The organism is Thermomonospora umbrina (assembly GCF_003386555.1).
GTDB classification, from domain to species: Bacteria; Actinomycetota; Actinomycetes; order Streptosporangiales; family Streptosporangiaceae; genus Thermomonospora; species Thermomonospora umbrina.
The window spans coordinates 348,426-373,161 of sequence record NZ_QTTT01000001.1 but is presented as its reverse complement, the minus strand read 5'-3'; the positions used below and the strand labels follow the sequence as shown (position 1 = coordinate 373,161).

The window sequence follows — 24,736 nt, the reverse complement described above, 5'->3', positions numbered from 1 at the left end:
CTCACACCCAGGGCAGCGCCCGGACCCCCTGCCCGACGCCGAACACCAGGGCGGTCGCGCCGAGCACCACCAGCCCCGCGAAGACCGCCCAGCGGCCCGCCTGGTAGCCCGCCGGCACCAGCGCGTTCTCCCGCCCCCGGGCGGGCCACGGGGCGCGGAGCGGCGCCGTGCCGGGCACCTCGTCGACGGAGCCGAGTCCCTGCCCGGGCGCGGGGAGGGCCCGACGGCCGTCGGCGGGCAGGCCGGTCACCCAGCCGAGCAGCTCCGCCACCTCGAACGGGGCGGTGTCCAGCCCGGAGCCGAAGTAGCGGACCTGCCCCGCCAACTGGTCGAGCGCCCGGATCGCGTTGCCCAACCCCACCTCGTCCAGCCAGCGGCGGACGTGCGCCCCCGGCTCACCGTCCTCGGGACCGGACTCGTCCAGCGAACGGCCGACCATCGTGCCGCGCAGCAGGTCCGTCTTGGTCAGCACCACGGCCACCCGCCGCTGCCGCCCCCGGTCGGGACGCGAGCGCAGCTCGTTCAGGACGCGCTGCAGGGTGTCGGCCGGGTCCTCCTCCGAGGACGCCGCCGCGCCCTCCACCGCGACCCGCTCCTCCTCGCTCAGCGCCCGCCGGACGGCCGGCAGCGCGAACGGGTCGACCACGAACAGCAGCGCCTCACCGTGGTCGAGGTAGCGCAGCGACTCCACCTCGGTGGCCCCGGTGAAGTGCTCGCCGGCCGGGTCGAACAGGTACAGGATGCGGTGCCCCGCGCCGGGCAGCTCCACGTCGACCATGGTGGCCAGCGGCAGCTCCGGGCCCGTCTTGGCCAGCCGCCCCCCGCGCTGGAACTCGCGCACCGCCCCCGCGTACGCCTGGGCGTGCCGCTGCTCCACGAACGCCAACTCGCCGCGCACCGACCGGGCCCGCGCGTGCAGCGCCCGGATGGCCAGGAACATGAACGTGGTCTTGCCCGCCGCCGGGCCGCCGACGAAGGGCAGCGGCTCCACCCGCACCCGACCGATGCGCTCCGGCAGCCGACCGCTGCAGTGCGGGCAGTACGCCGTCAGCCGGTACCGGCCGAGGGGGATCGTGGTCGGCAGCCGCACCCCGCACCGGCACACGTGACGGAACGCGCCCGCCGGGCCCGGAACGAGTCGCCGGTGCCGGGTGCCGCAGTTCGGGCACTCGTAGACCGGCAGCGCGATCTTCTCGTAGCAGAACGGGTGCGGGCAGGTCTGCAGGATCCGCCCGTACGCCATGAACACGCGCTCGACCAGCCCCAGCACCGCCACGCACGCCACCCACCCGGCCAGGCCCACGGCCACGACGGCGGCGTACACGACCGTCAGCGTGACGGCGGTCAACGTGGCGGGCACGACGGCCACCACGATGCCCGCGTACAGCGCCAACCACACCGGGAACAGGAAGTAGCCCCACGGCCCGCCGAGCAGCGCGCGGGTGATGCCGGTCATGGCCTGTCGCGCGCTCTGCCAGGCCCAAGGGCCGACCACCCGCGTCATGGCCCACCCGTCGCGCCACACCTGGTCGAGCAGGTAGTGCCGGTAGGCCACCTCGGGCACCGGCACGGGCGACGGGCCCTTGGCGGTGACCGGCGCGAGCGTCCGCCACGCCTGCAGATACGCGAACGCCGTCGCCGTCGCCCCCGCCGCCAACAGCGTCAGCGTGAACACCAGCGGGAACACGACGAACGCGCACAGCCACGCGGCGACGAGCAGAACGACCATGATCGCGGGCATCGCGCTCAGCCCTCCCGGCTGCCGTCGCCGTCGCCGACCAGGTCCCGCAGCGCGGCGCGCAGTCTCGGCTCGTCGCGCAGGTACGCGTCCAGCCGGCGGGAGGCCATCCAGCCCCCGGCCGTGGCCCGCGCCCACGCCTCCAGCCTCGGCTCCCGGACGCCCTCCAACCGCAGCCGCAACGCCACCTCGACGAGTTCGTTGCGCCGGCCCGCCCCGGAGCCCGGTCGGCCCCACGGGCCCCGGCCCTGGGACGCCGTCCAGCGCTCCACCAGCCGGGCCCGCACCGGCGGGGACACCGCGGCCAGCACCGCCGCGCGGAAACCGGGATCGCGGCGGGCCAGCCGCCGGGCCGCCCCGCCGAACGCGGTCTCGAACAGCTCCTCGGTGGCCCCGTCCGCGGCGCCCTGGATCGTGTCGAGCCCCGCCGCCGCCTCCTCGGGCCGCAGCGCGCCGACGACCTTGGCGTGCGCGACCAGCACGGACGCGTCCCGTTCGGCGCGGGCGCCCTCGGCGAAGTGCGCCAGCACCCGACCGGCCACCCGCAGCAGCACCGCGTCCTCCAGCGCCTCGTCGCCGTCCAACGCCGCCTGCCGGAACGTCCGCGACGGCAGCCGCGCCAGCGCGGGGCGGCGGGGCACCTCCTCGGCGAACGCGTCGAGCAGCGCGCCGCACTCCTCGGCCGACGCGGGCACGGCCCACACCTCACGGAGCACGTCGTCGACCTCGTCCGGGGCGGGGCCGTCCAGCCGCAGCAGCGCCCCGGTGACGTCCACCCGGCGGTCGCGGTGCCGGCGGCCCACCGACGCCAGCACCGGCAGGCCCACCCCGGGCGCGGCGGACCAGTCCCGGGAGTGCAGCAGGTCGCAGGTCTCGTCGGTGAGCAGCCCGGCGCGCTCGCGGGGGTCGGCCCCGGCCAGCCCCGCCACGGCACCCTCCACCAGCCGCTCGCGCCAGGCGGCGGGCGCGGCGGCCAGCGCCGCCCGCAGGTCCCCGGCGCCGCGACGGGCGCAGCGGGCCGCCGCCGCACGGACGTCCCCGGCGGGCAGGGCGATGCCGGCCCGCGAGGCCAGCGCCGTCAGCCGCCCCACCTCCGTGAGGCTCGCCGCCCGCCGGAACGCCGCCGCGACGAGCGGGGCCAGCCGGTCCAGCGCCTTGGCGGGCAGCAGGCGGGCGGGCAGCCTGGAGCCCAGGGCCGGGTCCTCCAACGCCAGGATCACGCAGCGCGCGGCGCACCGGTCGGCGACCTCGGCCGCGTCCACCCGGAGCGCCCAGGTGTGCATCGCCAGCGCCAGGTCGAACCCGACGCCCGGCAGCGCCGGGACCAGCTCCGGCCACACCCACTCCGGCACCCGCGCGCCGTGCCGCGTCAGCAGCCCGGCGGCGGCGGCCTCCTCCTCGGGGGACACGCCCGTCTCGCCCCGGCACAGCGCCAGCAGCGCCGCCGCCCCGTCCAGCACCGGTGCCAGGAGCGCGTCGCCGTCACCGTCGCCGTCGAGTTGCGCGACGGCCAGGTCGCCGAGCGCGTCGAGCCCCGCGAAATCGGACTCCCGCCAGCACCCCGCCACCGTCCGCGCGAACCGGCTCCCGCCGTCGTCGCCGTCCCCGGCGTCGTCCCCCCCGCCCACGAAGAACGCCGGGTCGTCGTGGTGGGCCGCCGACCAGACGCTCGGCGTCGTCCCCACCACCCGATGCGGAGCGCCCGCCGGGTCGGCGCTGTAGGTCGTGAACGACAGCCGCGGCATCGCCGCCACCGGGAGCGAGTACGACAGCACGGCGATCCACCGCACGATCGGCTCGGCGTCCTCCGACACCAGCACCAGCCTGCCGTGCCCCCGGTCCAGCGCCGCCACCGCCGCGTCCACCAGCCGCACCAGCAGACGGTACGCATCGTCGCCCGCCAGCCGGTCGGCGAGCGCCTCCGGGGAGACGCCCGTGCCGGGCGGCAGGTCGTCCAGCGGCGGCAGGTCGCCGCCGCCCGGCCGCTCCTCCCAGATCTCCGCCTGCCACAGCTCGATCGGCCGCAGGCCCTCCAGCTCCTCCCGCTCGGCCACCACCGCGTGCGCGAAGAAGTTGCCGTACCGGCCCGAGTAGTCCTGACCCAGATAGCGGGACCGCACCAACAGGGCCCGCCCGCCCACCGGCTCGTACGCCAGCGCCACCGGGAACCGCTCCAGCTCCTCCGGCCGGGGCGACAGCGGCGCGTCCGGCGGCGGACGGTACGCCATGAACGGGGTCACCGCCGCGCGCACCCCGGGCGGCAGACCCGGCGTCTCGGCCACGAACTGGAAACCGGAACGGCCCGTCGGCCCGCTCCGCGCCGAGGTGTAGTGAAGCTGCCACGCCACGGGTCAGCCCCCGTCCGCGCCCGCGGACGAGCCGCGTTTCCCGTCCAGCATCCCGAACCGGTGCAGCAGCCACAGCAGCGGATCCTCGACCCGGTGCGGCCGGACGCCGCCGGTGCCGACCCGGCCCGCCCGGGGCATGCCGCCCAGGGCCGAGACCCCGAACAGCGCGTACCCGGTGTACTGCTGCCGCAGGTAGACGTCGAGCTGCCCGGCCTGCCAGTCGTGCAGCAGCCCCCGCACCTGGGCGTCCACCGCCTCCCGATCGTCGAGGTCCAGCACGCCCGGCGTCGGCCGCGACCGGTGCAGGGCCGACTGCCGCGCCATCGCCGGGACCAGCGCGTCGACCTTGGTCAACGCCACCGCCACCGGCACCTCCAGCCGCTCCCCGGCCTTGGCGCCCCGCCGCAGCCGCAGCGCCTCCGTCACCCGGGCGATCACGTTGATGGGCTCGCTGTCGGGATCCGGGTCGGGATCGGGGACCTCGGCGGCCTCGTCGCGCACCAGCGCCCGCGCGCCCGGCAGCCCCAGCGGATCGACCAGGAACACGATCGCGTCGGCCGCCTCCAGATACCGCAGGTGCAGGTCCCTGACCTCGCGGCTGCGCAGGTCCTCGCCCGCCGTGTCGAACAGCACCAGCGCCAGCGACTCGGTGCGCTCCCGACCCATGCCCAGACGCCGCCGGGGCGGCCGGGTCCGCGTCAGCAGGTACACCAGCGGCTCGCGCGGCGCGGTGGCGGCGCTGGCCGTGGTCGGCAGCAGCCGCCGCTCGTCGTACAGCGGCCGGGCGAAGTCGCGCTTGTACCGGTCGATGGTGCGGTCGTCGCAGGCCACCAGGGACGCGTCCAGCTCGGTGCCCACCCGGTTCATCAGCTCGTGCAACAGCACGGCGATGTAGGTGCTCTTGCCCGCGTTCTTCGCCCCGACCAGCGCCACGATCCGACCGGGGGCCTCGCAGTACGCCGACGGCAGCGGGTTGTGGCAGTGCGGGCAGACCCGGCGGCCGGTGGCCCTCCCGCAGCGCGGGCAGTCGGCCCGGCCCCTGCGGCCCGACGCCGCGAACACCGGCGGCAGCGACGCGCCCGCCGTGGACCCGGTGTACTCGGCCAGTTGCTCGTCCAGCACCGGGTCGCAGCCCTGGCCCCGTCCCGCCCGTCCCATGCAGCGGAAGGCGATCTGCTGACGCGGCACGTCCGTGAAGCAGTACGGGCAGGTGATCGGGCGCATGTTCCTTCTCACCTCGGGGTCTCGAGACGGCGGACCGGGGGATCGACCAACTCGACGTCGTCGTCGGCGAAACAGCGAAGCCAGTATGGACCGCGACCGCGGGGCGCCGGCACCGAGACCTCGCCCGGTACGGGCACCTCGTCCCAGGCCCCGAGGACCTCGCCGTCCTCCCTGCGCTGCGGGATCACCTGCCCGGCGCGTCGTACCAGCGCCAGCCGCGTCACCCGCAACGGACGCGACGACGTCAGCCGCACCGTCAGCGAACGGTTCCACGGCGGCCCCGAGCGCTCCAGGTCGTAGCGCACCTGTGGGGGGGCCTCGACGGTCGTGTCCACCGCCGGGCCCAGCACCCGAGCCCCCTGCCGCATCCCGGCCGGGGCCGCCGCCACCCGCACCGCGAGGCCCGGGGGCACGGTCAGGTGGACGCCGCCCCGTGACTCGTAGGCGGCCCGCGTCACCACCAGGCGCCCCTCGCCCTCGTCCTCGTCGGCCCCGCACCGGTAGGTCAGCTCGACCTCGGCGACCTCGTCCGGCCAGTCGAACCCGACGTGGACGGCGTCGCCCCGCCGTTCGGCCACCAGGGACGGCAGCGGCGGCAGGTTCACGTGCCGGTGCCACGCGCCGATCGCGGCGACCTCGCCGGCCACCGTGACCGCCAACAGCCACCCACCGCCTCCCGGGCGCAGCGCCAGGCCCCGGGACGTCGGGGTGGCGGGCACCCGGTCGCCCGCCCGCCGCACCTCGGCCACCGGCAGCAGCGCGCCGTCCCGCCACGGCGGCGGCGTGTCCAGCATCAGGATCTCCACGGTGCCGCTCGCGGGCTGCCCGAACCGGGCCAGCAGCCGCGCCGGGTCGGCCGGGTCGCCCTCGACCACCAGGTCCCGGACGGGCTCCGGCGACGCGTTCGGCGTGGCCGACGCCATGACCCCCGGCGTCTCCACCGCCCGACCCTCGGCGTCCACGTAGACGGCGCGGATCACGTAGTGGTGGGTGAAGCCGTTGGGCACCTGCTCCCGGAAGCCCTCCCGCTCGGCGGGCACCGGCCGCCCCTCACGGGTCACGACCACCCGCGCGGCGCCCTCCGGGACGCTCCACCGCCCGGTCACCGCGCCGTCGCCGGGCACCAGCTCCACCGACTGCGGCTCGGGCCGGACGACCACCGGACCGGCGCACACGATCGGCGCGGCCGCCTCGCCGCGTCGGGCGACCACCCCGTAGAACAGCGGGACGTTCACCGGCGGACGGACGTCGAGGACCCCCGTCCCGTCCGAGGCCACCGGCTCGCCGTCCCCGTCCCCGTCGGGCGGCCGGTCGCGCCGCCGAACGACCAGATAGCCGACCTCGCCCACGGCCGACGGGGAGGGCGCCCAGTCCACCCGCACCCCGGCGCCCTCCGCCGTCGCCCGCACCCGGGGGACCGGATGGGGCGGCAGCCGACGCTGGTGCTCCTCGGCCCCCGGCAGGTCGCGGACCAGCGCCAGCGCGTCGGCCAGCATCCGCCACGCCCGGTCCGGGTCGGGCTCGCCGGCCGCCGAGTCCCGCAGGCGGACGGCCGCCGCCACCCGCCGCCTGGCCTCCTCGCCGAGCAGCTCCGCCTCCGCGTGCTCCTGCTCGTCGGCCGCCTCGGGCGGGGACGAGCCGAGCACCGCCGCCGCGTAGACCTCGCCGGCGTCCAGCAGCGCCCGCAGCCGCTCGGCCGGGCCGCCGCCGGGGCCGCTCTCGCGCAGCACCGCGAACACCAGCCGCCGGGCGTCCAGGGGCTCGATCCCCAGCTCGGCCACGGCGTGCCGCAGCAGCGCCGCCTCCGACGCCCGCTGCCGTCGCCGCTCCCGCAGCCGGGCGACCACGTCGTACAGGATCAGGTCGTCCGGGGACGCGGAGCGCAGCGCCACCAGGACCGTGTTGGCGTGGGTGCTGCTGCTGTCGCGGGTCCGCCGGGCCCACAGGTCCGACACCGCCCGGACGGCCTCCGGCAGCGCCGTCGGGTCGGCGGGCACCCCCGGCGCGGCGAACCCGCCGAGCACCTGCAGGGGCCCCGCCGCCCGCTCCCCGAAAAGGAACTCCGCCAGATGCCGGCACCCCAGCACGTCCAGCGACTCGCGGACCTTGCGGTATCCGGCGTACGGCGGCGAGACCGGCAGCGGGTCCGGATCGCGGACCTCGATCCGGGCGGCGGCGGCCGCCGCCTCCAGCTCGGCCCGCCCGATGCCCGCCGCCCGCGCCAGCTCCTCGACCTCGCCGGGCGCCGCCAGCCGCAGCGCCCCCGCCGCGTCGTCCAGCCGCGCCCGCGCGTCGGCCAGCCGCCGCGCGGTCCGCTCGGCCCCGCCGCGCAGCCGCTCCGCCAGCGGCCCCACGTCACCGCGCTCGGCGGCGGTGAACAGCGGGGTCAGCTCCCGGTGCTCGGCCTCCAGCCGGTCGATCAGCTTGCGGTACTTGAGCTGCCCGCGCGCCCGCCGCCAGCACTGCCGCACCTCCCGGACCCGCTCGGCGACCTCCCCGGGGCGCAGCGGATCACCGAGCCGGTACCGCACCCGCAGGTCCTCCGGCGGCTGATCCCCGGCCTCCCGCGCGGGCTCCAGCACCTCCCGCTTGTACTCCTCGTCGAACCCCGTGCTCACCGCCCCGCCCGCCGCCGAGCGCAGCGCCCCCCTGAGCCCGAGCGCGCCGAGGGCTCCGTCCGCCGTCGTGCCGGAGGCGCGACCGTGAGCGGGCCCGCGTGGTCTGGACCGAGGAGGCTTTCAAGATCGTGACGAAGGAGCGATCTCGAAAACGACGAGGGAAGACCACGCCTGTCAGGCCCGCTCGCAGCCGAGCGGAGCGAGGCCATGAACTCGTGCGGGCCCGCGCGGTCTGGACTGAGGAGGCTTTCAAGATCGTGAGGTGCGAGCGATCTTGAAAACGACGAGGGAAGACCGCGCGTCAAAGGCCCGCGAACCGCCGAGCGCAGCGAGGCCATCAACACGCCCTTAGCTGACCTGGACGCGGGAGAGGGCGGCGCGGGAGCGCTCGACCTCCTCCTCGGACATGCCGCCGACGTCGATCTTCAGCTCCAGGCGTTCGCCGGTCTCCTTCTCGACCGCGGTGACGTGCAGGAGGCCGGAGGCGTCCAGCGCGAAGGTGACCTCCACCGGCCAGCCCGCCTGCTTGCCCGCGGGGATCTTGATGACGCCGGTGGCGATCTCGGAGTTGTCCACCGGGTCCGCCGACTCGACGCTGCCGGCCTGCTCCATCACCCGGACGTCGGCGGCGGTCTGCTCGTCGTAGACGGTGAAGAAGTCCTCGGTGTGCGAGGCGGGCAGCTCGTCGTTGGCGTGCACCAGGTGGGCGACCTGCTCGGCCTGGGTCTCCCGGTCCACCACGACGATGCCGAACGCGTGCGAGGCCACCGTCTTGATCCGGCGGCCGGCGATCTGGCGCTGCTGCTCGACGGACAGGCCCGCCTTGTTGGCCATCTCCTCGGCCCGCTCCCGGGCGCCGTCGCGGATCAGCCGGCGGTAGGTCTCCTCGAACGCGTACAGCGCCGCGCCCTTGGCCACCGCCAGGTCGGGATCCTGCAGCCGAGGGGTCAGGCCGAGCTCGGTCTCCAGCCGGGACGCCACCGCGGGCATCTTGGTGGAGCCGCCGACCAGCACCAGGTCGTCGTAGTCGGCGACACCCTTGTCGGCTGCGGTGGCCAAAGTCCGGCCGGTGATCTCGACGGTGCGGTCCAACAGGTCCCGGGTCAGCTCCTCGAACTTCTCGCGGGTCAGCTCGACCGCCGCGGCCCGCCCGTCGTGCATCACCCGGACGGTGTGCGTCGTCCGCGTGGTCAGGGCCTTCTTGGCGTCCTCGGCGTCGCGGCGGAGCTGCTGCTCGGTCTGCTTGTCGTCGAGCGGGTCCCCGGCGTCGGGGTGCTCCTCGCGGAACCGTTCGGCCAGGTGCTCCACCACCCGCGAGTCCCAGTCGGCGCCGCCCAGCTCGTGGTCGCCGTCGGTGCAGATCACCTCGATGTGGCCGCCGCGCAGCGCGATCACCGTGGTGTCGAACGTGCCGCCGCCCAGGTCGTACACCAGGATGGTGCGGTCGCTCTCGGGGTTGAGGACCCCGTAGGTGACGGCGGCGGCGATGGGCTCGGAGATGATGTCGATGACGTTCAGCCCGGCGATCCGGCCCGCCTTGCGGGTGGCGTCCCGCTCGGCGGCGCCGAAGTAGGCCGGCACCGTGATGACCACGTCCCGGGCGTCCTCGCCGGTGGTGGTGCGGGCGTCGGTGGCCAGCTTGAGCAGGATGAACGCGGAGAGCTCCTCGGGCGTGTACCCGAACTCGTGGATCGGGTACGTGATGTCGCGGCCCATGTCCCGCTTGATCAGGCTCACCACGTTGTCGGGCTCCAGCACCGCCGTGTCCTTGGCGGTGGCGCCCACGATCACGTTGTCGCTGGTCTCGAAGTAGACCACCGAAGGTGTCGTGTCGGTGCCCTCGATGTTGCGCAGGACCGTGGGGCGCCCCACCTCGTCGATGGAGGCGATGCACGAGTACGTGGTCCCCAGGTCGATCCCGTAGACGGTCATGGTCGGCTCACCTGTCGGCTCTGTCGGCTCTGTCGGATCGGGAAAGCGGCGCGGGCTCGGCCTCGTCCTCCGGCCGGGCGGGACGCCCGACCTGGACCTCGGCCTTGCGGACCACCCGGTCGGCCCGGGCGAAGCCGTCGGAGCGGACTCCGACGACGGTGCCGTCGAGGGCGGGGTCCTCGACGGTCACGGTGGCCACCGGGCGGTGCCGGGCGGGGTCGAAGGGGTCGCCGGGCGCGACGGTGAACCGCTCGACGCCGGTGCGGGCCAGCGCCTCGGCGATCTCGTCGGTCACCGCGGCCAGCAGCGCGGCGGCGTTGGCGGGCTCGGGAGGGTCGTCGGCCCAGCGCCGCGCCTCCCGGCCGGTCAGGTCGTGCAGCCGGAACAGCGCGGCCCGGACGGGCTCGAACAGCGCCTGCAGCTCGCCGCGGCGGAGCGTCTGGACGTCCTCGTGCAGCCGGTCGATCACCGTCTCCCGGTGCGCGGCGCGCTCGTGCTCGCGCTCGACGGCGGCGGCCAGTCGGGCGACCTCGGCGGCCAGCCCCCGGGCGCCGTCGGTGCCCTGGACCCCGTTGGGCCCGGCCGCGCCGTGGCCGGGGCCGGGGGAGGGGTCGTGGGCGGCCGCGTCGGGGCGGCTCGCGGGCCCGACGGCGTGCGCCGCCTCGGGCCGGCGGACGGGCTGGGTCGACCCGGGCGGCTCGGCCGGGCCGCCGCGGCCGGCGGTGACGGGGCCTTCCTCGGGCGGCGGATCCTGGGCACTCGACACGTGCAGCAACATTAACGAGCAGTATCCCCCCGCGATAGACCGCCCCTTTGCGTTCTTGGCCATGTTCCCCCTCTTTTCCTGGGCGGATGTTGACCGATGGAGGGGTGCCGCGTCGTCGTGCGCCCGGGCGTGCCGTCGAGGCGCAGGGCCGCCCTCGGTGGGAGATTCGAATTCATTTCACCTGATGCTTCTCGACACGGAAACGACGGGGTAACACGATGGAAACGGGCGTTGCGCAGGGTGGGACTTCTTCGAGGAGGTGCCGATGTTGCTGCGGATCAGGGTCCGGCTGCCGGACCGGCCGGGCTCACTGGGGAAGGTGGCCCGCATACTCGGGGCCGCGGGGGCCGACGTCGTCCAGATGGCCGTCCTCGAGCGCGACGGCGGACGGGCGCTGGACGACTTCACCGTGGCCTGCCCGCTCGGGTCGGCCGACACGGGGATCGACCGGCTCTGCGACGGCCTGGCCTCGGTGCCGGGCGTGGAGGTGGTCGGCATCTGGCCGACCGTCGAGCCGCAGGGGTCCACCCCGGACGCGCGGGTGATCGGCCAGTTGGCCGCGGCGCGCGAGGGCGACGGGCTGGCGGTGCTGACCGACGCGGTGCCCGCGATGCTGAGCGCCGACTGGGCCGGGCTGCTCAGAACGCACGGGGAGACCGGCGACGCGGTGCTGTGCCACACCAGCCTGGGCGTCTTCGGGGGCATCGAGTTGCCGCCGCTGGAGCCGCTCCGACCGCGCGCCTTCACGGCCGAGGACGGCACCCGTTACGCGGTGGTGCCGATCGCGGGCGGGGAGCTGGCGTTGCTGGTGGCGCGCACCGGGGCGCCGCCGTTCCACCGCACCGAGGTGTTCCGGCTGGCGCAGTTGGTCGGCGCGGCGGAGGCGGTGCTGGGTGACCGGGTGGGCGTGCCGCCCGACCTGGCGTCGCGGCCGGATCCGGCCGCCGTCAACTCCGGCGGCGCTTCTTCGTAACAGGGCGGAAACCACCAGGACGCCCCAGGCGTCTACTTTCCCGGACATGGCCTTCGGTGCGGCGGCGCGGCCGCACCGAGGCCATTCTCTTGTGGGGCGGGTGCGGACGCCTCGACGGCGCGGGCCCGATAGCGTACGACCGGATCACCGGTGAAGGTGAAAGGTCGTCCTATGCTTCTGCGCGACGAGCGCCGGGAACTGTGCGGGATCGGTCGGAGAATGGTGGAGACCGGCCTGGTCCTGGGCGTGTCGGGCAACCTCAGCGTGCGCCGGGGCGACCTGGTGGCGGTGTCGCCCGCCGGGATGCGGCTGGAGCGGATGGCCCCCGAGGACTGCCCGGTCGTCGACCTGACGGGCGCCCGCGTCGAAGGGGCGCTCGCCCCGTCCTCCGAGACGCCCCTGCACCTGGCGGTCTACGAGGAGACGGGCGCCCCGGCGATCGTCCACACGCACTCCACGTTCGGCGCGGTGGTCGCGAGCACCATGACCGAGCTGCCGCCGATCCACTACAACACGCTCCTGCTCGGCGGCGTGGTCAAGGTCGCCGAGTACGCCACCTACGGGACCCCCGAGCTGGCCGAGAACGTGCGGAACGCGATGGCGGGCGGGATGCGCGCCGCGCTGATGGGCAACCACGGCGGCGTCACCGTCGGCGCGGACCTGGAGGACGCCTTCGAGAACGCCCGGCTGCTCGAATGGCTCTGCGGTGTCTACGTCCGCGCCAGATCCCTCGGCGAGCCCCGCATCCTGACCGAGGCGCAGCTCCACGCGGTCGCCGAGCGCGGCCTCCACGCCACGCCCCTGCCGGTGGAATGATGGTGTGACCGCCCACGTCAGGGTGGGTATGCGAAGAACATGGACGCATTTCGCAAAGGTGACAGGGTGAGCTGGCGATCCCACGGGAGCAGGGCCGTGGGCACCGTCCAGCGGAAGATCACCTCCGACACCCGGGAGGCCGGCCGCACGGTGCGCGCCTCCACGCAGGACCCGCAGTACGTGGTCCGCAGCGACAAGAGCGGTCGCGAGGCCGTCCACCGCCCGTCGGCGCTGGAGAAGGAGTGAACCGGGACCCCGACGATGTCCGCGCGGAGTTCCGCGAGGCGGTCAACATGACCCCGCGCGAGCTGTCCCGGTGGCTGGAGACCCCGGAGTCCAGATCCGTCGGCGTGACCCCGCGGGGCACCCGCAGGACCCGTCCCGGCCAGGTCGAGTCGGTCGGACACGCGTCGGGCCGCGCGATCGTCGCGATCCTGGAGAAGAAGGCGGCCGATCTCCGCGAGGACGACTACGCCCACATGCGCAAGGTCGTCGGCTACGTGCGACGCCATCTCGCCCAGCGGCCGGGCGGAGAGCACATCGAGGACTCGCGGTGGCGGTACTCCCTCATGAACTGGGGCCACGACCCGCTGAAGGACCGACCCTCGCGACGCCGTGCCGGGCGGGCCTAGTCCCAGGCCGCGCCGAAGCGGGCCAGGTCGGCGGCGTACTCGATGCGGTCGGCCCACTCGGCGGGCCAGGCGGCCATGCCCAGATGCGCCCCGGCGAACGCCCCGGCCAGGCAGGCGATCGAGTCGGAGTCGCCGGAGCTGACCGCACCCCGCCGGATCGCCGCCACCGGGTCGTCCGGGAAGAGCAGGAAGCACAGCAGGCCCGTGGCGAACGCCTCTTCGGCGACCCACCCCGCGCCCGTGACCTCGCACGGGTCGGCGTCCCGGTCGGCGACGCGGAGCGCGGTGTCGAGGCGGTCGAGCACGGCGAGGCACTCGTCCCAGCCCCGGGAGATGAACGTCTGCGGGTCCGGCATCGCGGGACGCCGCCACAGGTCGTTCAGCCAGCGCTCGTGGTAGGTGGTGCGCTGGGAGAGGCAGCGCTCTCGCAGCGCGGCGGGCAGGTCGGCGGGGGCCATGCCCTCGCGCAGCCACCAGACGGTGAACGCGGTCAGCTCACTGGCCGCCAACCCGGTCGGGTGGCCGTGGGTGAGCGCGGCCTGGAGCTGGGCCGCGCCGGCCCGCTGCTCGTCGGACAGGCCCGGCGCGAGGCCGACCGGGGCCACCCGCATGTTGGCGCCGCAGCCCTTCGAGCCGTGCTGGGTCGCCTTCACCCAGGGGACCCCGGCGTCCAGCGCGCGGCAGGAGCGCAGGCAGGTCGTGCCGGGCGCCCGGTTGTTCTCGGGATCGTGCAGCCAGTCGATGAAGCGCCGCCGCCAGCGGGGCAGCACCAGGTCGGGCGTGAACGGGGGATGCTCCAGGGCGCTCAGCAGCCCTTCGGCGACCGCGAGCGTCATCTGCGTGTCATCGGTGACCGGGGCCGGCGAGCCGGAGGGCTCCGAGGGCCCGTCCTCGCCGAAACGCCGCTTGATCTCGGCCACGGTGAGGAACTCCGTCGGCGCGCCGAGCGCGTCGCCATAGGCGAGGCCGAACATGCAGCCGCCGGCGGCCAGGGGAGTGGGGGGCATGCGGCCGAGCCTAGCGGCCGTCCCGACGCCCTACCAGGGCGGTGCGCTGGGCAGGCGAACGGCCACGGAAAGGCCGCCGCCCACGCGCGGCACCGCCCGTACCTCTCCGCCGTGCGCCGTCGCGATGGCCCGCACGATCGAGAGCCCGAGCCCCGAACCCCGGTCGGAGTGGACCCGTTGGGTCCGCAGTCTCCGGAACGGCTCGAAGAGGGTCTCGATCTCGTACGGCGGCACCACCGGGCCCGTGTTCTCCACCACCAGCTCCGCGCAGTTGGGCCACCAGCGGGTGGATAGCCACAGCTCGCCGTCGTCGGGCAGGTTGTGCCGGATCGCGTTCTCCACCAGGTTCTGCACGAGCCGTTCCAGCAGCACGGGGTCGCCCGCCGTCGGCGCCTCCGTCGGCGCCCGGTGGACCGTGACCCCGCGTTCCTTGGCCTCGGTCTCCGCCATGTCGAGCACGTGCCCCGCCATGTCGGCCAGGTCGAGGGGGACGCGGTCGACGATGGCGTGCTCGCTGCCCGCCAGCGTCAGCAGCCCGTCGATGAGGCGCTCGTGCCGGGTGTTGACCACCAGGAGCGAATCGCCGAGCCGCCGCATGTCCTCGGTGGCGTCCGCGCGCCGCGTCGCCACGTCCACCAGCGTGCGGTTGATGGCCAGCGGCGTCCGCAGCTCGTGGGAGGCGTTGGCCACGAACCTCCGCTGCGCGTCGAACGAGCGCGCCAGCCGGGACAGCATGGTGTCGAACGTGTCGGCCAGCTCCTTGACGTCGTCGCGGGGCCCGTCGTACGCGATCCGCTCGGTCAGGTTGTGGCTGTGCGCCACCCTCCGGGCCGTCTCGGTGACCCGGTGCATCGGGCGCAGCGCCCGATCGGCCATCAGCCAGCCCAGCCCCATCGCCGCCAGTCCCACCAGCCCCAACGCCAACCCGCCCTTGGTGAGCACCGCGTTGAGGGTGGCCGCCTCGTACTCCTGCTCCGCGTCGACCAACCGGGACCGGATCACCGCCTGAGGTATGATCGCCCCGCCCTTGCCGGGCCCCTCCGGCACGGGCCGGGTCTCGACCCATCCGTCCATCCCGGGCTGCGCCCGCAGGACCGAGGTGATCGGCTGCTCCTGGTCGAGCTGCTGCGCCACCAGCGCGTAGGTGACGCCGAGCAGCACCGCTCCCGCGAGGAAGAACAGGCCCCCGTACAGCAGGGTCAGCCGGACCCGGATCGTGGGACGCCACCAGCGCGGCAGGGTGTCGTTCATCGCTCGCCTCTCAACGGATGCGGTAGCCCGCGCCGGGCACGGTCTCGATGAGCGCCGGCTCTCCCAGCTTGCGGCGCAGCTTCATCAGCGTCACCCGCACCGTGTTGGTGAACGGGTCGATGTGCTCGTCCCACACCTTCTCCAGCAGGTCCTCCGCCGACACCACGGTCCCGGCGGCCCGCAGCAGCTCGGCGAGCACCCCGAACTCCTTGCGGGTCAGCGGCACGTACCGGCCGTCCCGGTAGACCTCGCGGCGGGCCGGGTCGAGTCGGACGCCGGACCGCTCCAGCATCGGCGGGTCGGCGGGCCGGGACCGCCGGCCCAGCGCGCGGACCCGCGCCACCAGCTCCTCGAACGCGAACGGCTTGACCAGGTAATCGTCGGCGCCCAGCGACAGACCCTCCACCCGGGCGGGCACCGCGGCGGACGCGGTGAGCATCAGCACCCGTACCGAGGCCCCCGACCCGGCCACCGAACGGCACACGTCGTCGCCGTGCACCACCGGCAGGTCCCGGTCGAGCACCAGGACGTCGTAGTCGTTGACCGACAGCCGTTCCAACGCGGCGTCGCCGTCGTACACGACGTCCACCGCCAGCGCCTCGGCCCGCAGCCCCTCGGCGATGGAGTCGGCGAGCATCCGCTCGTCCTCAGCGATCAGCACCCGCACAGGTCACCCCTTCCCGGGGTCAGACTGGCGCACGGGGCGTAACGCGGGCATAACGCGGATCGGTTACGCGGCGGTTATCCCGCACAGGATGGAATCCCTGGTCAACCGCCGGGAACGGCCCGGCGCGGTCAGGAGAGCGTTGCGGATGAGACGGCAACAGTGGCGCCTGAGAGGCGCGGGCCTCGCGCTCGTTCCCATGCTGGCCTTGGGCCTGGTCGGCTGCGGTGGGGGCGGGAGCGCGACCGCCAAGCCCTCCAACACCCAGGCGGACGAGAAGGAACGGGCACGGAAGTTCGCGCAGTGCATGCGGACGAACGGCGTCGAGATGGAGGACCCCGACGACGACGGGGGCGGCATCATGATCCGCAGGCGCGCCGGTGCGGGCGGCTCCGCCAGGGACAAGGAGTTCGAGGCGGCGATGGCCAAGTGCCGCCAGCATCTGCCGAACGGGGGCAAGCCGCCCAAGCTGTCGCCCGAAGACGTGGAGGCGATGCGCAAGTTCGCGAAGTGCATGCGTGAGCACGGCGTCGACATGCCCGACCCCGGCGCCGACGGCGGCTTCGCCATGAGGGCCAAGCCGGGCGGCAAGGGCGGCGTGGAGCCGGACGAGAAGGAGTTCGAGGCCGCCGAGAAGGCGTGCCGGCACCTGCAGCCGAAGCGTCCGGGGAGCGAGAATTGATCGCCCGCCGACCCAGGATCGTGCTGTTGGTCGTCGGAGGGGCGGTGGTGTTGGGCGGCACGGGCTTCGCGGCCGTCGGATTCGGCGGCGAGAACGAGGCCCCCGGCGCCCGCAGCACCCTGCCCCCCGCCAGCGCGGCCGTGGAGCGGACCACGCTGGTCGAGACGGAGAAGCTCCCCGGCACGCTCGGCTACGGGACGACCTATGACCTCAACGCCGCCGGCGGCGGCACCCTGACCGCCCTGGCCGCCGAGGGCCGCACCGTCACCCGGGGGCAGACGGTCTTCAAGGTGGACACCGACCCGGTGCCGCTGCTGTACGGCAAGCTCCCGCTGTACCGGACGCTGAGCGCCGGCGTCGAGGGCCCCGACGTCCTTCAGTTCGAGCAGAACCTGAGGGACCTCGGGTACACCGGCTTCACCGTCGACAAGGAGTACAGCGCCGCGACGGCCGACGCCGTCCTGGACTGGCAGGAGGACCTCGGGGTCGAGGAGACCGGCACGATCGAACGCGGCGCGGTGGTCATCGCCCGCGGCGCGATCCGCGTCGCCGAGCACAAGAAGGTCGTCGGCGACCCGGCCTCCGGTCCGTTGCTCACCTACACCGGCACCCGCCGGGTCGTCACCGTCGACCTGGAGGTGGGGTACCAGAACCTGGTCAAGAAGGGCCGCAAGGTCACCGTGGAGACCCCGGCGGGCGACTCGGTCGACGGCCGGATCGTCAAGATCGGCAGCGTGGCGACCCAGCCGAAGGACGAGGAGACCGAGGCGACCATCGAGGTGACGATCTCGCTGTCGAACGACAAGGGGTTCGGCGGCCTGGACGAGGCCCCGGTGGACGTCCACTTCACCTCCGACGAGCGCCGTGACGTGCTCGCCGTGCCCGTCGGGGCGCTGCTGGCGCTCGGCGGCGGCGGTTACGCCGTCCAGGTCGTCGACGGCGCGACCGCCCGTACCGTCCAGGTCGAGACCGGCATGTTCGCCGACGGCATGGTGGAGGTCACCGGCAACGGCCTGTCCGAGGGCATGAAGGTGGGGATCCCGAAGTGACCCCGGTCGTGGAGCTGGAGGGGGTCGGCCGCTCCTACGCGGGCGGGGTGACCGCGTTGGACGGGGTGTCGCTGACCATCGAGTCCGGGGAGCTGTTGGCCATCGTGGGTCCGTCCGGGTCCGGGAAGTCGACGATGCTGCACCTGTTGGGAACCCTGGACCGCCCCAGCTCCGGCGTCGTCCGGGTCGAAGGCCAGGACGTCGCCAAGCTCTCCGACAAGCGGCTGTCGGCGCTGCGCGGCGGCCGGATCGGGTTCGTGTTCCAGCAGTTCCACCTGGCCGGCGGGGTGCCGGCGCTGGACAACGTGGCCGACGGGCTGCTGTACGCGGGCGTCCCGCTGCGGGAGCGCCGGCGGCGGGCGACGGCGGCCCTGGAACGGGTCGGTCTCGGCCACCGGCTGGACCATCGCCCGCACCAGTTGTCCGGCGGCGAGCGCCAGCGGACCGCCATCGCCCGCGCGGTCGTCGGCGACCCGGCGCTGCTGCTGGCCGACGAGCCGACCGGCGCGCTGGACTCGGTGTCCGGCGCGGGGGTGCTGACCCTGCTGCGGGAACTGGCCGAGGGCGGCACCACGGTGGCGATCATCACCCACGACCGGGACATCGCCGCCTCGCTGCCGCGCCGCGTCGAGCTGCGCGACGGCCGGGTGGTGCGGGACGTCCGCGAGGACGTCGGCCCGGTGGCGGTGACCCCGTGAGCGCCGCGCGCCGGACGCCCCGGCTGACGCCCCGGGACGTGCTGCGGGTCGGGTCCGCCGGGCTGCGCGCCCGTCCGCTGCGGGTGTTCCTGTCGGCGCTGGGCATCGCGATCGGCATCGCCGCGATGATCGGCGTGGTCGGCATCTCCACCTCCAGCCGCGCCGATCTGGCCGCCACGCTGGACCGGTTGGGCACCAACCTGCTGACCGCGACACCCGGCAGCGATTTCTTCGGCGACGCCGCGTCCCTGCCGAAGGAGTCCGTCGGGATGATCGGCCGGATGCCCCAGATGGAGTCGGTGTCGGGCGTCGGCAGACTCAAGGGCGCCAAGGTGTACCGCAACGATCACATCCCGACGGCGGAGTCCGGCGGCATCAGCGTCTACGCGGCCCGACTGGACCTGCTCGGCACCGTCGGCGGCACGGTGTCCAGCGGGACGTGGCTGAACGCGGGCACCGGCAGGTACCCGGCCGTGGTGCTGGGCGCGTCGACCGCCGAACGGCTCGGCATCGGGGCGGCCGGCCCGGACGTGCGGGTGCTGCTGGGCGGCGAGTGGTTCACCGTCGTCGGCATCCTGAACGCGGTCGACCTGGCCCCCGAGTTGGACGGCGCCGCGCTGGTCGGCTGGGACGTGGCCCAGGCCAGGCTCGACTTCGACGGGCACCCCACCACGATCTACACGCGGGCGGTCGAGGACCGGGTGGAGGAGGCGTACGGTCTGCTGGCCGAGGCGGCCAACCCGGAGTCCCCCAACGAGGTCAAGGTCAGCCGGCCGTCGGACACCCTGGAGGCCAAGGCCGCCACCGACGAGGCGTTCACCGGGCTGCTGCTGGGGCTCGGCGGGGTGGCGCTGCTGGTCGGCGGGGTCGGCGTGGCCAACACCATGGTGATCTCGGTGCTGGAGCGTCGGGCGGAGATCGGGCTGCGGCGGTCGCTGGGCGCGACCCGGGGCCAGATCCGGATCCAGTTCCTGACCGAGTCGCAGTTGCTGGCCGCGCTCGGCGGGCTCGGCGGGGTGGCCCTGGGCATCGCGGTGACCGCCGTGTACGCCCTCTCCCAGAACTGGCCCACGGTGGTTCCGGTCTGGGCGATGGCCGGGGGGATCGGGGCCACCCTGGTCATCGGCGGGATCGCGGGCCTGTACCCGGCCATCCGCGCCGCCCGGCTGGCCCCGACGGAGGCCCTGGCGTCGCCGTGAGCACCCGCGGGGAGCGGGGCGTGCGGCTCGATCGCGGACCCGGTCGTCCACGGAAGCGTGTGACGGCCGGGTCCACGGACGCCCGGGCGGACCGGGAGGAGATCACCGGGGCGATGGGTCCACTCCCCACGCCGATAGCCTGTCCACGCACCCCCGTGGAGAGGACGACCCCCATGCGCGACCACTTCGAGGCCGACGACCGCATGTCCGTGGTGCGGGAGGCCCGGGAGCGTCCGTCCTCATGACGTGGTTCCGCTGTGCGGAGGCGCGCCCGTGGGCGTCGCTGCGGCTGTTCTGCTTCCCCCACGCGGGAGGCTCCGCCGTCGCCTACCGCGCCTGGGCCAAGGAGACCGGCGCGGCGGTCGAGGTCCACGCCGTGCAGTACCCGGGCCGCGCCGACCGGCTCGCCGAGCCGCTGGTCGACGACGCGCACCGGCTGGCCCGGTTGATCGCCGGGTCGATGGCCCCGCTGATGGACCGGCCCGCCGCCCTGTTCGGGCACAGCATGGGCGCCCTGGTGGCCTATGAGACCGCCCGGCTGCTGGAGGAGCGCGGCGTCGCCCCCGTGCACCTGTTCGTCTCCGCGGCCCGGCCGCCGCACCGCCGCGGCCGGCGTGAGGAGGACCGGGTCGCAGACCGCGACGACGACGGCGTGATCGCCGCGCTGACCGCGCTGGGCGGCACCGACGCCGTGGTGCTCGCCGACCCCGAGATGCGCGACCTCGTGCTGCCGTACGTGCGCAACGACTTCCGCCTGGTCGAGGAGTACGAGCGCCGCCCCGGCCCCGGTCTGAGCACCCCGATCACCGCGCTGGTCGGCGACTCCGACCCGCATGTGGGCGAGGAGGACGCGCGGGGCTGGGCCGAGGTCACCGACGGCGGGTTCGCCCTCCGCGTCCTGGAGGGCGACCACTTCTACCTCGTGCCCCGCATGCCCGACGTCGTCGGCGAGATCCTCTGCACGCTCCACGTGCAGCGCTGACCGTTTTGGGGCTTTCCAAGCTCAGGCGTCCGATTTACCGTCAGGGCACGGGGGCCGGTTCTCGGGCCGCCGCACGCCGCCCCCGGCTCCCAGGGAGTCGCCATGGGCGTCGAGATCAGGGTGGAAGGGCTCAGGAAATCCTTCGGACGGCAGGTCATCTGGGAGGACGTCTCGTTCTCCGTTCCCGCGGGTGAGATCTCCGCGCTGCTGGGCCCGTCGGGCACCGGCAAGTCGGTGTTCCTCAAGACGCTGGTCGGGCTGCTGCGCCCGGACCGGGGCCACATCTACGTCGAGGGCGACGACGTGCCCCGGCTGGAGGAGCACGAGCTGTACGAGATGCGCCGCCGGTTCGGGGTGCTCTTCCAGGACGGCGCCCTGTTCGGCTCCATGGACCTGTTCGACAACATCGCGTTCCCGCTGCGCGAGCACACCCGCAAGCGCGAGTCGGAGATCCGCCGGATCGTGCTGGAGAAGCTCGACATGGTCGGGCTGTCCGGCGCGGAGGGCAAGCTCCCCGGGGAGATCTCCGGCGGGATGCGCAAGCGCGCCGGGCTCGCCCGCGCCCTGGTCCTCGACCCGGAGATCATCCTCGCCGACGAGCCCGACTCCGGCCTGGACCCGGTCCGCACCGCCTACCTCAACCAGCTCTTCGTCGACCTCAACGCCCGACTCGGCGCGACCTTCCTCATCGTCACCCACGACGTCGGCACCGCCCGGGTCCTGCCCGACAACCTGGGTCTGCTGTTCCGCCGCGACCTGGTGCTGTTCGGGCCCCGCGAGATGGTGCTGACCAGCGGCCATCCGGCCGTCCGCCAGTTCTTCAACGCCCGCCGCGAGGGGCCCATCGGCATGGCGGAGGAGAAGGACGGGGTCCGCGCGGAGGGAGAGGTGCCGCCGCCCCTGCCGATCCCGCCGCAGCTCATGCCGAGCGACGGACGCCCCCGCCGCACCATGCGCCGGCCCGGGGCGTGGCTGCGCGAACACGGGGTCCGGCCGCCGCCGGGCTCCTTCATCGACGATCAGGGCCGCGACTGGATGGCCGACTGGGACCTGCTGAAGGCCCCGCGCGCCCCGGCCTAGCGGGACGGCTCCTCGCGGAGGGCGACGGCGGCGGCCTGGGTGCGGCTGGCGACGCCGAGCTTCGCCAGGATGTTCGACACGTGGACGCTGGCGGTCTTGGGCGAGATGTAGAGCCGGGCGGCGATCTCCCGGTTGCCGAGGCCCTGGGCCACCAGCGCCAGCACCTCGCGCTCTCGACCCGTCAGGCCCGCCAGCGGCCCGTCGCCGCTCGTCTCGGGACGCGCGTCCGCCAGACGGGCGCGCCGTCCCAGGTCGTCCAGCGCACGGCGGAGCGGTGCCGCGCCCAGCCGGTCGGCGGTCGCGACGGCGAGCCGCCACTCCGCCGTCGCCGCCTCGCGGTCGCCGTGCTCGGCCAGCGAGGCGGCCAGCCGCCACCGGGAGCGCGCCACCTCGTAGTCGAACCCGTAGTCGAAGGCGTCCACGACCGCGCGCCAGTGGGCGGGCCCGTCGTCGCCGCGCGCCCGGTGCCACTCGGCCTCCGCCCGCGCCAGCCACGCCAGCCCCTCGTCGCCCAGCCAGTTGCGCGGATGCCCGTGGGCGGTGCCGGTCGCGCCCTCCCGGGCCCGCGCCATCAGGACGTCGGCCGCCCGCAGCGCCTTCTCGGCGGCGGCCGTGTCGCCGGCGGAACGGGCCCGGACGGCCAGGTCCGCCCAGGCCCACAGCCCCGTCGCCGCGACCCTGATCACCGCGGGGTCGTGGGAGAGCAGGACACCCAGGGCGGCCTCGGCGTGGTCGATCGCGGCGGCCGGGTCGCCCGACCACAGCGCGATCTCGGCCGACTGGGTGCGCGCCATGTACTGGACGAAGTCGTGCTCGTCCCACAGCGCCGCGAGCCAGCCGAGCCGTTCGCGCGCCGTGTCCGAGCCCCGCGCGACGTCGAGGAACAGCGCGAAGCTCGACAGTTGCGCCTCGCCGCCGTCCACGACCCGCACGCCGAACGAGTCGGCGATGCGGGACGCCTCGTCCCAGTCGCCGATGGTGTAGTGGACCAGGAACTGCATGTACCGCATGTTGGTGCCGTAGGTGCTCCAGCCGAGCCCGGCCTCCAGGGTGAAGCGCACGCCCTCGGCGATGGCGTCCCGGGCGTCGGCCAGGTCGCCGCGGTCGAACATCGCGCGGGCGCGCTGGAAGGCGCCGCGCAGCGCGACCTGCATGTCGCCGGACCGCAGCCCCAGCCGCCAGGCCTCGGAGTACCACTCCTTCGCCCCGGAGACGGCGCTGCGGGGCTCGCTGATCAGCCCGAGGGAGATCAGCGCGCTGCCCTCGGCGTCGGCGGCCCCGGTGGCGCGGGCGGCGGCGATGGTCTCCTCGACCAGTTCGTCGACCCCGGCCTCCTCGCCGTACCAGATCAGCGACCGCGCGAGGGTGGCCATGGCACGGGCCCGCTGGGGCGTCGGCGGATCCTCGGGCAGCAGGTCGAGGGCGGTCCGGGCGGCGGCGATGGAGCCCTCCACCTGGTCCAGGTCGCCGAGGTAGTACGCCAGCCGTTCGTGGACCTCGCTGAGCAGCGGCGGGTCGGCGGGGTCGACGGCCTCCACCAGCCGGGACACCCGGTGCTTGGCGCGGCGGAGCGCGCCCGCCGACGCGGCGGCCGCCGCCGCCCGCAGCGACAGCCGCACCCGATCGGTGCCGGCGGTGCGCTCCGGGTCGGGCACCGCGTCCCACAGCGACAGCGCCCGGTCGTAGTGCTCGTGGGCGTCGGCCGGGGCCCCGACCCGCTCGGCCTCGCGGGCGGCGTCGACCGAGGCGGCGAACGCGGCGGGCAGGTCGTGCGCGGCGAGGCTGTGATGGGCCAGCTCGGCGGCCGAGTGCCCGTCGCCCGCGCCGAGCAGCGCGGCGAACGCGGCGTGCAGCCGGGTCCGTTCCCCCGGGAGCAGGTCGCCGTAGACGGCCTCGCGCAGCAGCGCGTGCCGGAACGCGTAGCCGTCGTGTCCGTCGGGCAGCAGGAGTTGGTGGGACACGATCTCCCGGAGGGCCTGCTCGCCCTCGGCCTCGCCCAGGCCCGCCACCTGGCGGAGCAGGCGGTCGTCGACACGGCGTCCGGCCACGGCGGCGACCCGTACGAGCCGCCGCGCGGTCTCCGGGAGTCGTTCCACCCGGGCGAGCAGCAGGTCGGCCAGCGCGGGCGGCAGCTCCTCGCCCTCGGCCGCCGCCGCGAACAGCTCCGCCGCGTAGAACGGGTTGCCCTCCGACCGTGCGTGGACCCGGTCGACCACCTCGGGGGCGAGGCCGCCGCCCTGCAGCGTGGTCAGGTACCCCGCCGTCTCCTCCCGGCCGAACGGGCGCACCTCCACGGCCGACACCCCGGGCAGCCGCTGCAGCTCGGCCATCAACGGCCGCAGCGGATGACGACGGTGCAGGTCGTCGGAGCGGTAGGTGCCGATGAGGCAGACGCGTTCGCGCTGGAGCACCCGGCTCAGGAACGTCAGCAGATCGCGGGTGGAGTGGTCGGCCCAGTGCAGGTCCTCCAGGACGAGCACCACCGGGCGGGCGTCCGACAGCTCCCCGAGCAGCCCCAGCGCCGCCCCGAACAGCCGCTGCTGCGCCAGGTCGGAGGCGTCCCCGCCGGTCTCGCCGGCGCCGTCCGGCAGCAGTCTGCCCAGCACCGGACGGGCCTCCAGCGCCCCCCGGAGCGCCGCCGCCCCCTCGGCCGGGACGAGCGGGTCGCGGATCGCGGTCCACAGGGCGTCGGCCAGCGGCAGGTAGGGCATGGTCTCGCCCAGCTCGGCGCACTGCCCCACCAGCACCAGGCCGCCCCGGGAGCGCGCGATGTCGCACAGCTCGCCGACCAGCCGGGACTTGCCGACCCCGGCGTCCCCGCTGACCAGCACGACCTCCGACTGTCCGGCGGTCGCCCGGTCCAGCGCGGCCACCAGCGTGCCGAGCTCTTCGCGTCTGCCGATCAGCCCGTCGCGGGCCAACAGCGCCTCCCGTCCGCTTCCGAGGCCCGGGGCGGTCACGGTGCTCAGGTGCCCATGACCGTCCATGTCGGGCGTCTCTGCGAGGGTACCGGCCGGTGGAACGGGCCCGGACGGGAAGCGGCGGCTCCCAGGGCGGGTGCCGGGAGCCGCCGCGGG

General features: G+C 75.0%; 20 protein-coding genes. 10 read left to right on the top strand and 10 right to left on the bottom strand.

The window, feature by feature from the left end; genetic code table 11:
- Position 1 precedes the first annotated feature (1 nt).
- The 6 genes from DFJ69_RS01765 to DFJ69_RS01740 all read right to left on the bottom strand — a co-directional run bounded on the left by DFJ69_RS01765 (position 2) and on the right by DFJ69_RS01740 (position 10,638).
- Positions 2 to 1,741 carry a TRAFAC clade GTPase domain-containing protein gene (locus tag DFJ69_RS01765; RefSeq protein WP_116020850.1) on the bottom strand — a complete coding sequence of 580 codons (1,740 nt, stop codon included), beginning with the start codon at positions 1,739 to 1,741 and terminating at the stop codon, positions 2 to 4.
- 5 nt (positions 1,742 to 1,746) lie between these two features.
- Complete coding sequence (locus DFJ69_RS01760; RefSeq protein WP_116020849.1) at positions 1,747 to 4,086, bottom strand: GAP1-N2 domain-containing protein; 2,340 nt, start codon at positions 4,084 to 4,086, stop codon at positions 1,747 to 1,749.
- Between the two features lie 3 nt (positions 4,087 to 4,089).
- Entirely contained in the window at positions 4,090 to 5,310 is a 1,221-nt protein-coding gene (locus DFJ69_RS01755) for a TRAFAC clade GTPase domain-containing protein (RefSeq protein WP_116020848.1), read from the bottom strand.
- Between the two features lie 8 nt (positions 5,311 to 5,318).
- Positions 5,319 to 7,928, bottom strand: coding sequence for a SaeA-related protein (locus DFJ69_RS01750; RefSeq protein ID WP_170177504.1), 2,610 nt, complete (start codon positions 7,926 to 7,928; stop codon positions 5,319 to 5,321).
- A gap of 348 nt (positions 7,929 to 8,276) precedes the next feature.
- Complete coding sequence (locus tag DFJ69_RS01745) at positions 8,277 to 9,860, bottom strand: Hsp70 family protein (protein ID WP_116020846.1); 1,584 nt, start codon at positions 9,858 to 9,860, stop codon at positions 8,277 to 8,279.
- 7 nt (positions 9,861 to 9,867) lie between these two features.
- On the bottom strand, positions 9,868 to 10,638 hold the full coding sequence (locus tag DFJ69_RS01740) for a nucleotide exchange factor GrpE (protein WP_116020845.1): 771 nt from the start codon (positions 10,636 to 10,638) through the stop codon (positions 9,868 to 9,870).
- 253 nt (positions 10,639 to 10,891) lie between these two features.
- On the opposite strand from DFJ69_RS01740, the gene DFJ69_RS01735 reads away from it, so the two are divergent.
- The 4 genes from DFJ69_RS01735 (at position 10,892) to DFJ69_RS01720 (ending at position 13,047) form a co-directional block, all read left to right on the top strand.
- Positions 10,892 to 11,599, top strand: coding sequence for an ACT domain-containing protein (locus DFJ69_RS01735; protein ID WP_116020844.1), 708 nt, complete (start codon positions 10,892 to 10,894; stop codon positions 11,597 to 11,599).
- Between the two features lie 171 nt (positions 11,600 to 11,770).
- Positions 11,771 to 12,415 carry a class II aldolase/adducin family protein gene (locus DFJ69_RS01730; RefSeq protein ID WP_116020843.1) on the top strand — a complete coding sequence of 215 codons (645 nt, stop codon included), beginning with the start codon at positions 11,771 to 11,773 and terminating at the stop codon, positions 12,413 to 12,415.
- A gap of 66 nt (positions 12,416 to 12,481) precedes the next feature.
- The gene (locus tag DFJ69_RS01725; RefSeq protein WP_245973924.1) at positions 12,482 to 12,661 is read left to right on the top strand and encodes a hypervirulence associated TUDOR domain-containing protein; all 180 of its coding nucleotides are present in this window, start codon (positions 12,482 to 12,484) and stop codon (positions 12,659 to 12,661) included.
- Entirely contained in the window at positions 12,658 to 13,047 is a 390-nt protein-coding gene (locus DFJ69_RS01720) for a DUF3140 domain-containing protein (RefSeq protein WP_116020841.1), read from the top strand. The genes DFJ69_RS01725 and DFJ69_RS01720 overlap by 4 nt, the downstream gene beginning before the upstream one ends.
- On the opposite strand, the gene DFJ69_RS01715 is transcribed toward DFJ69_RS01720, so the two are convergent.
- Genes DFJ69_RS01715 through DFJ69_RS01705 form a run of 3 tightly spaced genes read right to left on the bottom strand, consistent with a single transcriptional unit; the run spans position 13,044 to position 15,972 of the window.
- Positions 13,044 to 14,054: an ADP-ribosylglycohydrolase family protein gene (locus DFJ69_RS01715; protein WP_116020840.1), complete on the bottom strand. Its 1,011-nt coding sequence runs from the start codon at positions 14,052 to 14,054 to the stop codon at positions 13,044 to 13,046. The two genes, DFJ69_RS01720 and DFJ69_RS01715, sit on opposite strands and share 4 nt — an antisense overlap.
- Positions 14,055 to 14,084: 30 nt before the next feature.
- Positions 14,085 to 15,305, bottom strand: coding sequence for a sensor histidine kinase (locus DFJ69_RS01710; protein ID WP_116020839.1), 1,221 nt, complete (start codon positions 15,303 to 15,305; stop codon positions 14,085 to 14,087).
- Positions 15,306 to 15,315: 10 nt separating this feature from the next.
- The gene (locus DFJ69_RS01705) at positions 15,316 to 15,972 is read right to left on the bottom strand and encodes a response regulator transcription factor (RefSeq protein WP_211328478.1); all 657 of its coding nucleotides are present in this window, start codon (positions 15,970 to 15,972) and stop codon (positions 15,316 to 15,318) included.
- A 145-nt stretch (positions 15,973 to 16,117) separates the two neighbouring features.
- On the opposite strand from DFJ69_RS01705, the gene DFJ69_RS01700 reads away from it, so the two are divergent.
- The 6 genes from DFJ69_RS01700 (at position 16,118) to DFJ69_RS01670 (ending at position 21,659) form a co-directional block, all read left to right on the top strand.
- Positions 16,118 to 16,651 carry a hypothetical protein gene (locus tag DFJ69_RS01700; RefSeq protein ID WP_147312165.1) on the top strand — a complete coding sequence of 178 codons (534 nt, stop codon included), beginning with the start codon at positions 16,118 to 16,120 and terminating at the stop codon, positions 16,649 to 16,651.
- The gene (locus tag DFJ69_RS01695) at positions 16,648 to 17,700 is read left to right on the top strand and encodes a peptidoglycan-binding protein (protein ID WP_116020837.1); all 1,053 of its coding nucleotides are present in this window, start codon (positions 16,648 to 16,650) and stop codon (positions 17,698 to 17,700) included. Before DFJ69_RS01700 ends, DFJ69_RS01695 begins: the two co-directional genes overlap by 4 nt.
- Positions 17,697 to 18,398, top strand: coding sequence for an ABC transporter ATP-binding protein (locus DFJ69_RS01690; protein ID WP_116020836.1), 702 nt, complete (start codon positions 17,697 to 17,699; stop codon positions 18,396 to 18,398). The genes DFJ69_RS01695 and DFJ69_RS01690 overlap by 4 nt, the downstream gene beginning before the upstream one ends.
- A complete protein-coding gene (locus DFJ69_RS01685; protein WP_245973923.1) occupies positions 18,395 to 19,597 on the top strand; it encodes an ABC transporter permease in 1,203 nt (400 codons plus the stop codon). Before DFJ69_RS01690 ends, DFJ69_RS01685 begins: the two co-directional genes overlap by 4 nt.
- A gap of 241 nt (positions 19,598 to 19,838) precedes the next feature.
- Complete coding sequence (locus tag DFJ69_RS01675) at positions 19,839 to 20,579, top strand: thioesterase II family protein (RefSeq protein ID WP_116020834.1); 741 nt, start codon at positions 19,839 to 19,841, stop codon at positions 20,577 to 20,579.
- A 102-nt stretch (positions 20,580 to 20,681) separates the two neighbouring features.
- On the top strand, positions 20,682 to 21,659 hold the full coding sequence (locus DFJ69_RS01670) for an ABC transporter ATP-binding protein (RefSeq protein WP_116020833.1): 978 nt from the start codon (positions 20,682 to 20,684) through the stop codon (positions 21,657 to 21,659).
- Here DFJ69_RS01670 and DFJ69_RS36025 read toward each other — a convergent pair.
- Entirely contained in the window at positions 21,656 to 24,646 is a 2,991-nt protein-coding gene (locus DFJ69_RS36025; RefSeq protein WP_116020832.1) for a helix-turn-helix transcriptional regulator, read from the bottom strand. The two genes, DFJ69_RS01670 and DFJ69_RS36025, sit on opposite strands and share 4 nt — an antisense overlap.
- Positions 24,647 to 24,736: the final 90 nt, after the last annotated feature.

What these genes read in the sequence shown, in the direction of transcription:
- DFJ69_RS01765 (WP_116020850.1), bottom strand. Translation starts at nt 1,741, where the DNA reads ATGCCCGCGATCATGGTCGTTCTGCTCGTCGCCGCGTGGCTGTGCGCG.
- DFJ69_RS01755 (WP_116020848.1), bottom strand. Translation starts at nt 5,310, where the DNA reads ATGCGCCCGATCACCTGCCCGTACTGCTTCACGGACGTGCCGCGTCAG.
- DFJ69_RS01745 (WP_116020846.1), bottom strand. Translation starts at nt 9,860, where the DNA reads ATGACCGTCTACGGGATCGACCTGGGGACCACGTACTCGTGCATCGCC.
- DFJ69_RS01740 (WP_116020845.1), bottom strand. Translation starts at nt 10,638, where the DNA reads ATGTTGCTGCACGTGTCGAGTGCCCAGGATCCGCCGCCCGAGGAAGGC.
- DFJ69_RS01735 (WP_116020844.1), top strand. Translation starts at nt 10,892, where the DNA reads ATGTTGCTGCGGATCAGGGTCCGGCTGCCGGACCGGCCGGGCTCACTG.
- DFJ69_RS01730 (WP_116020843.1), top strand. Translation starts at nt 11,771, where the DNA reads ATGCTTCTGCGCGACGAGCGCCGGGAACTGTGCGGGATCGGTCGGAGA.
- DFJ69_RS01715 (WP_116020840.1), bottom strand. Translation starts at nt 14,054, where the DNA reads ATGCCCCCCACTCCCCTGGCCGCCGGCGGCTGCATGTTCGGCCTCGCC.
- DFJ69_RS01710 (WP_116020839.1), bottom strand. Translation starts at nt 15,305, where the DNA reads ATGAACGACACCCTGCCGCGCTGGTGGCGTCCCACGATCCGGGTCCGG.
- DFJ69_RS01700 (WP_147312165.1), top strand. Translation starts at nt 16,118, where the DNA reads ATGAGACGGCAACAGTGGCGCCTGAGAGGCGCGGGCCTCGCGCTCGTT.
- DFJ69_RS01675 (WP_116020834.1), top strand. Translation starts at nt 19,839, where the DNA reads ATGACGTGGTTCCGCTGTGCGGAGGCGCGCCCGTGGGCGTCGCTGCGG.
- DFJ69_RS01670 (WP_116020833.1), top strand. Translation starts at nt 20,682, where the DNA reads ATGGGCGTCGAGATCAGGGTGGAAGGGCTCAGGAAATCCTTCGGACGG.
- DFJ69_RS36025 (WP_116020832.1), bottom strand. Translation starts at nt 24,646, where the DNA reads ATGGACGGTCATGGGCACCTGAGCACCGTGACCGCCCCGGGCCTCGGA.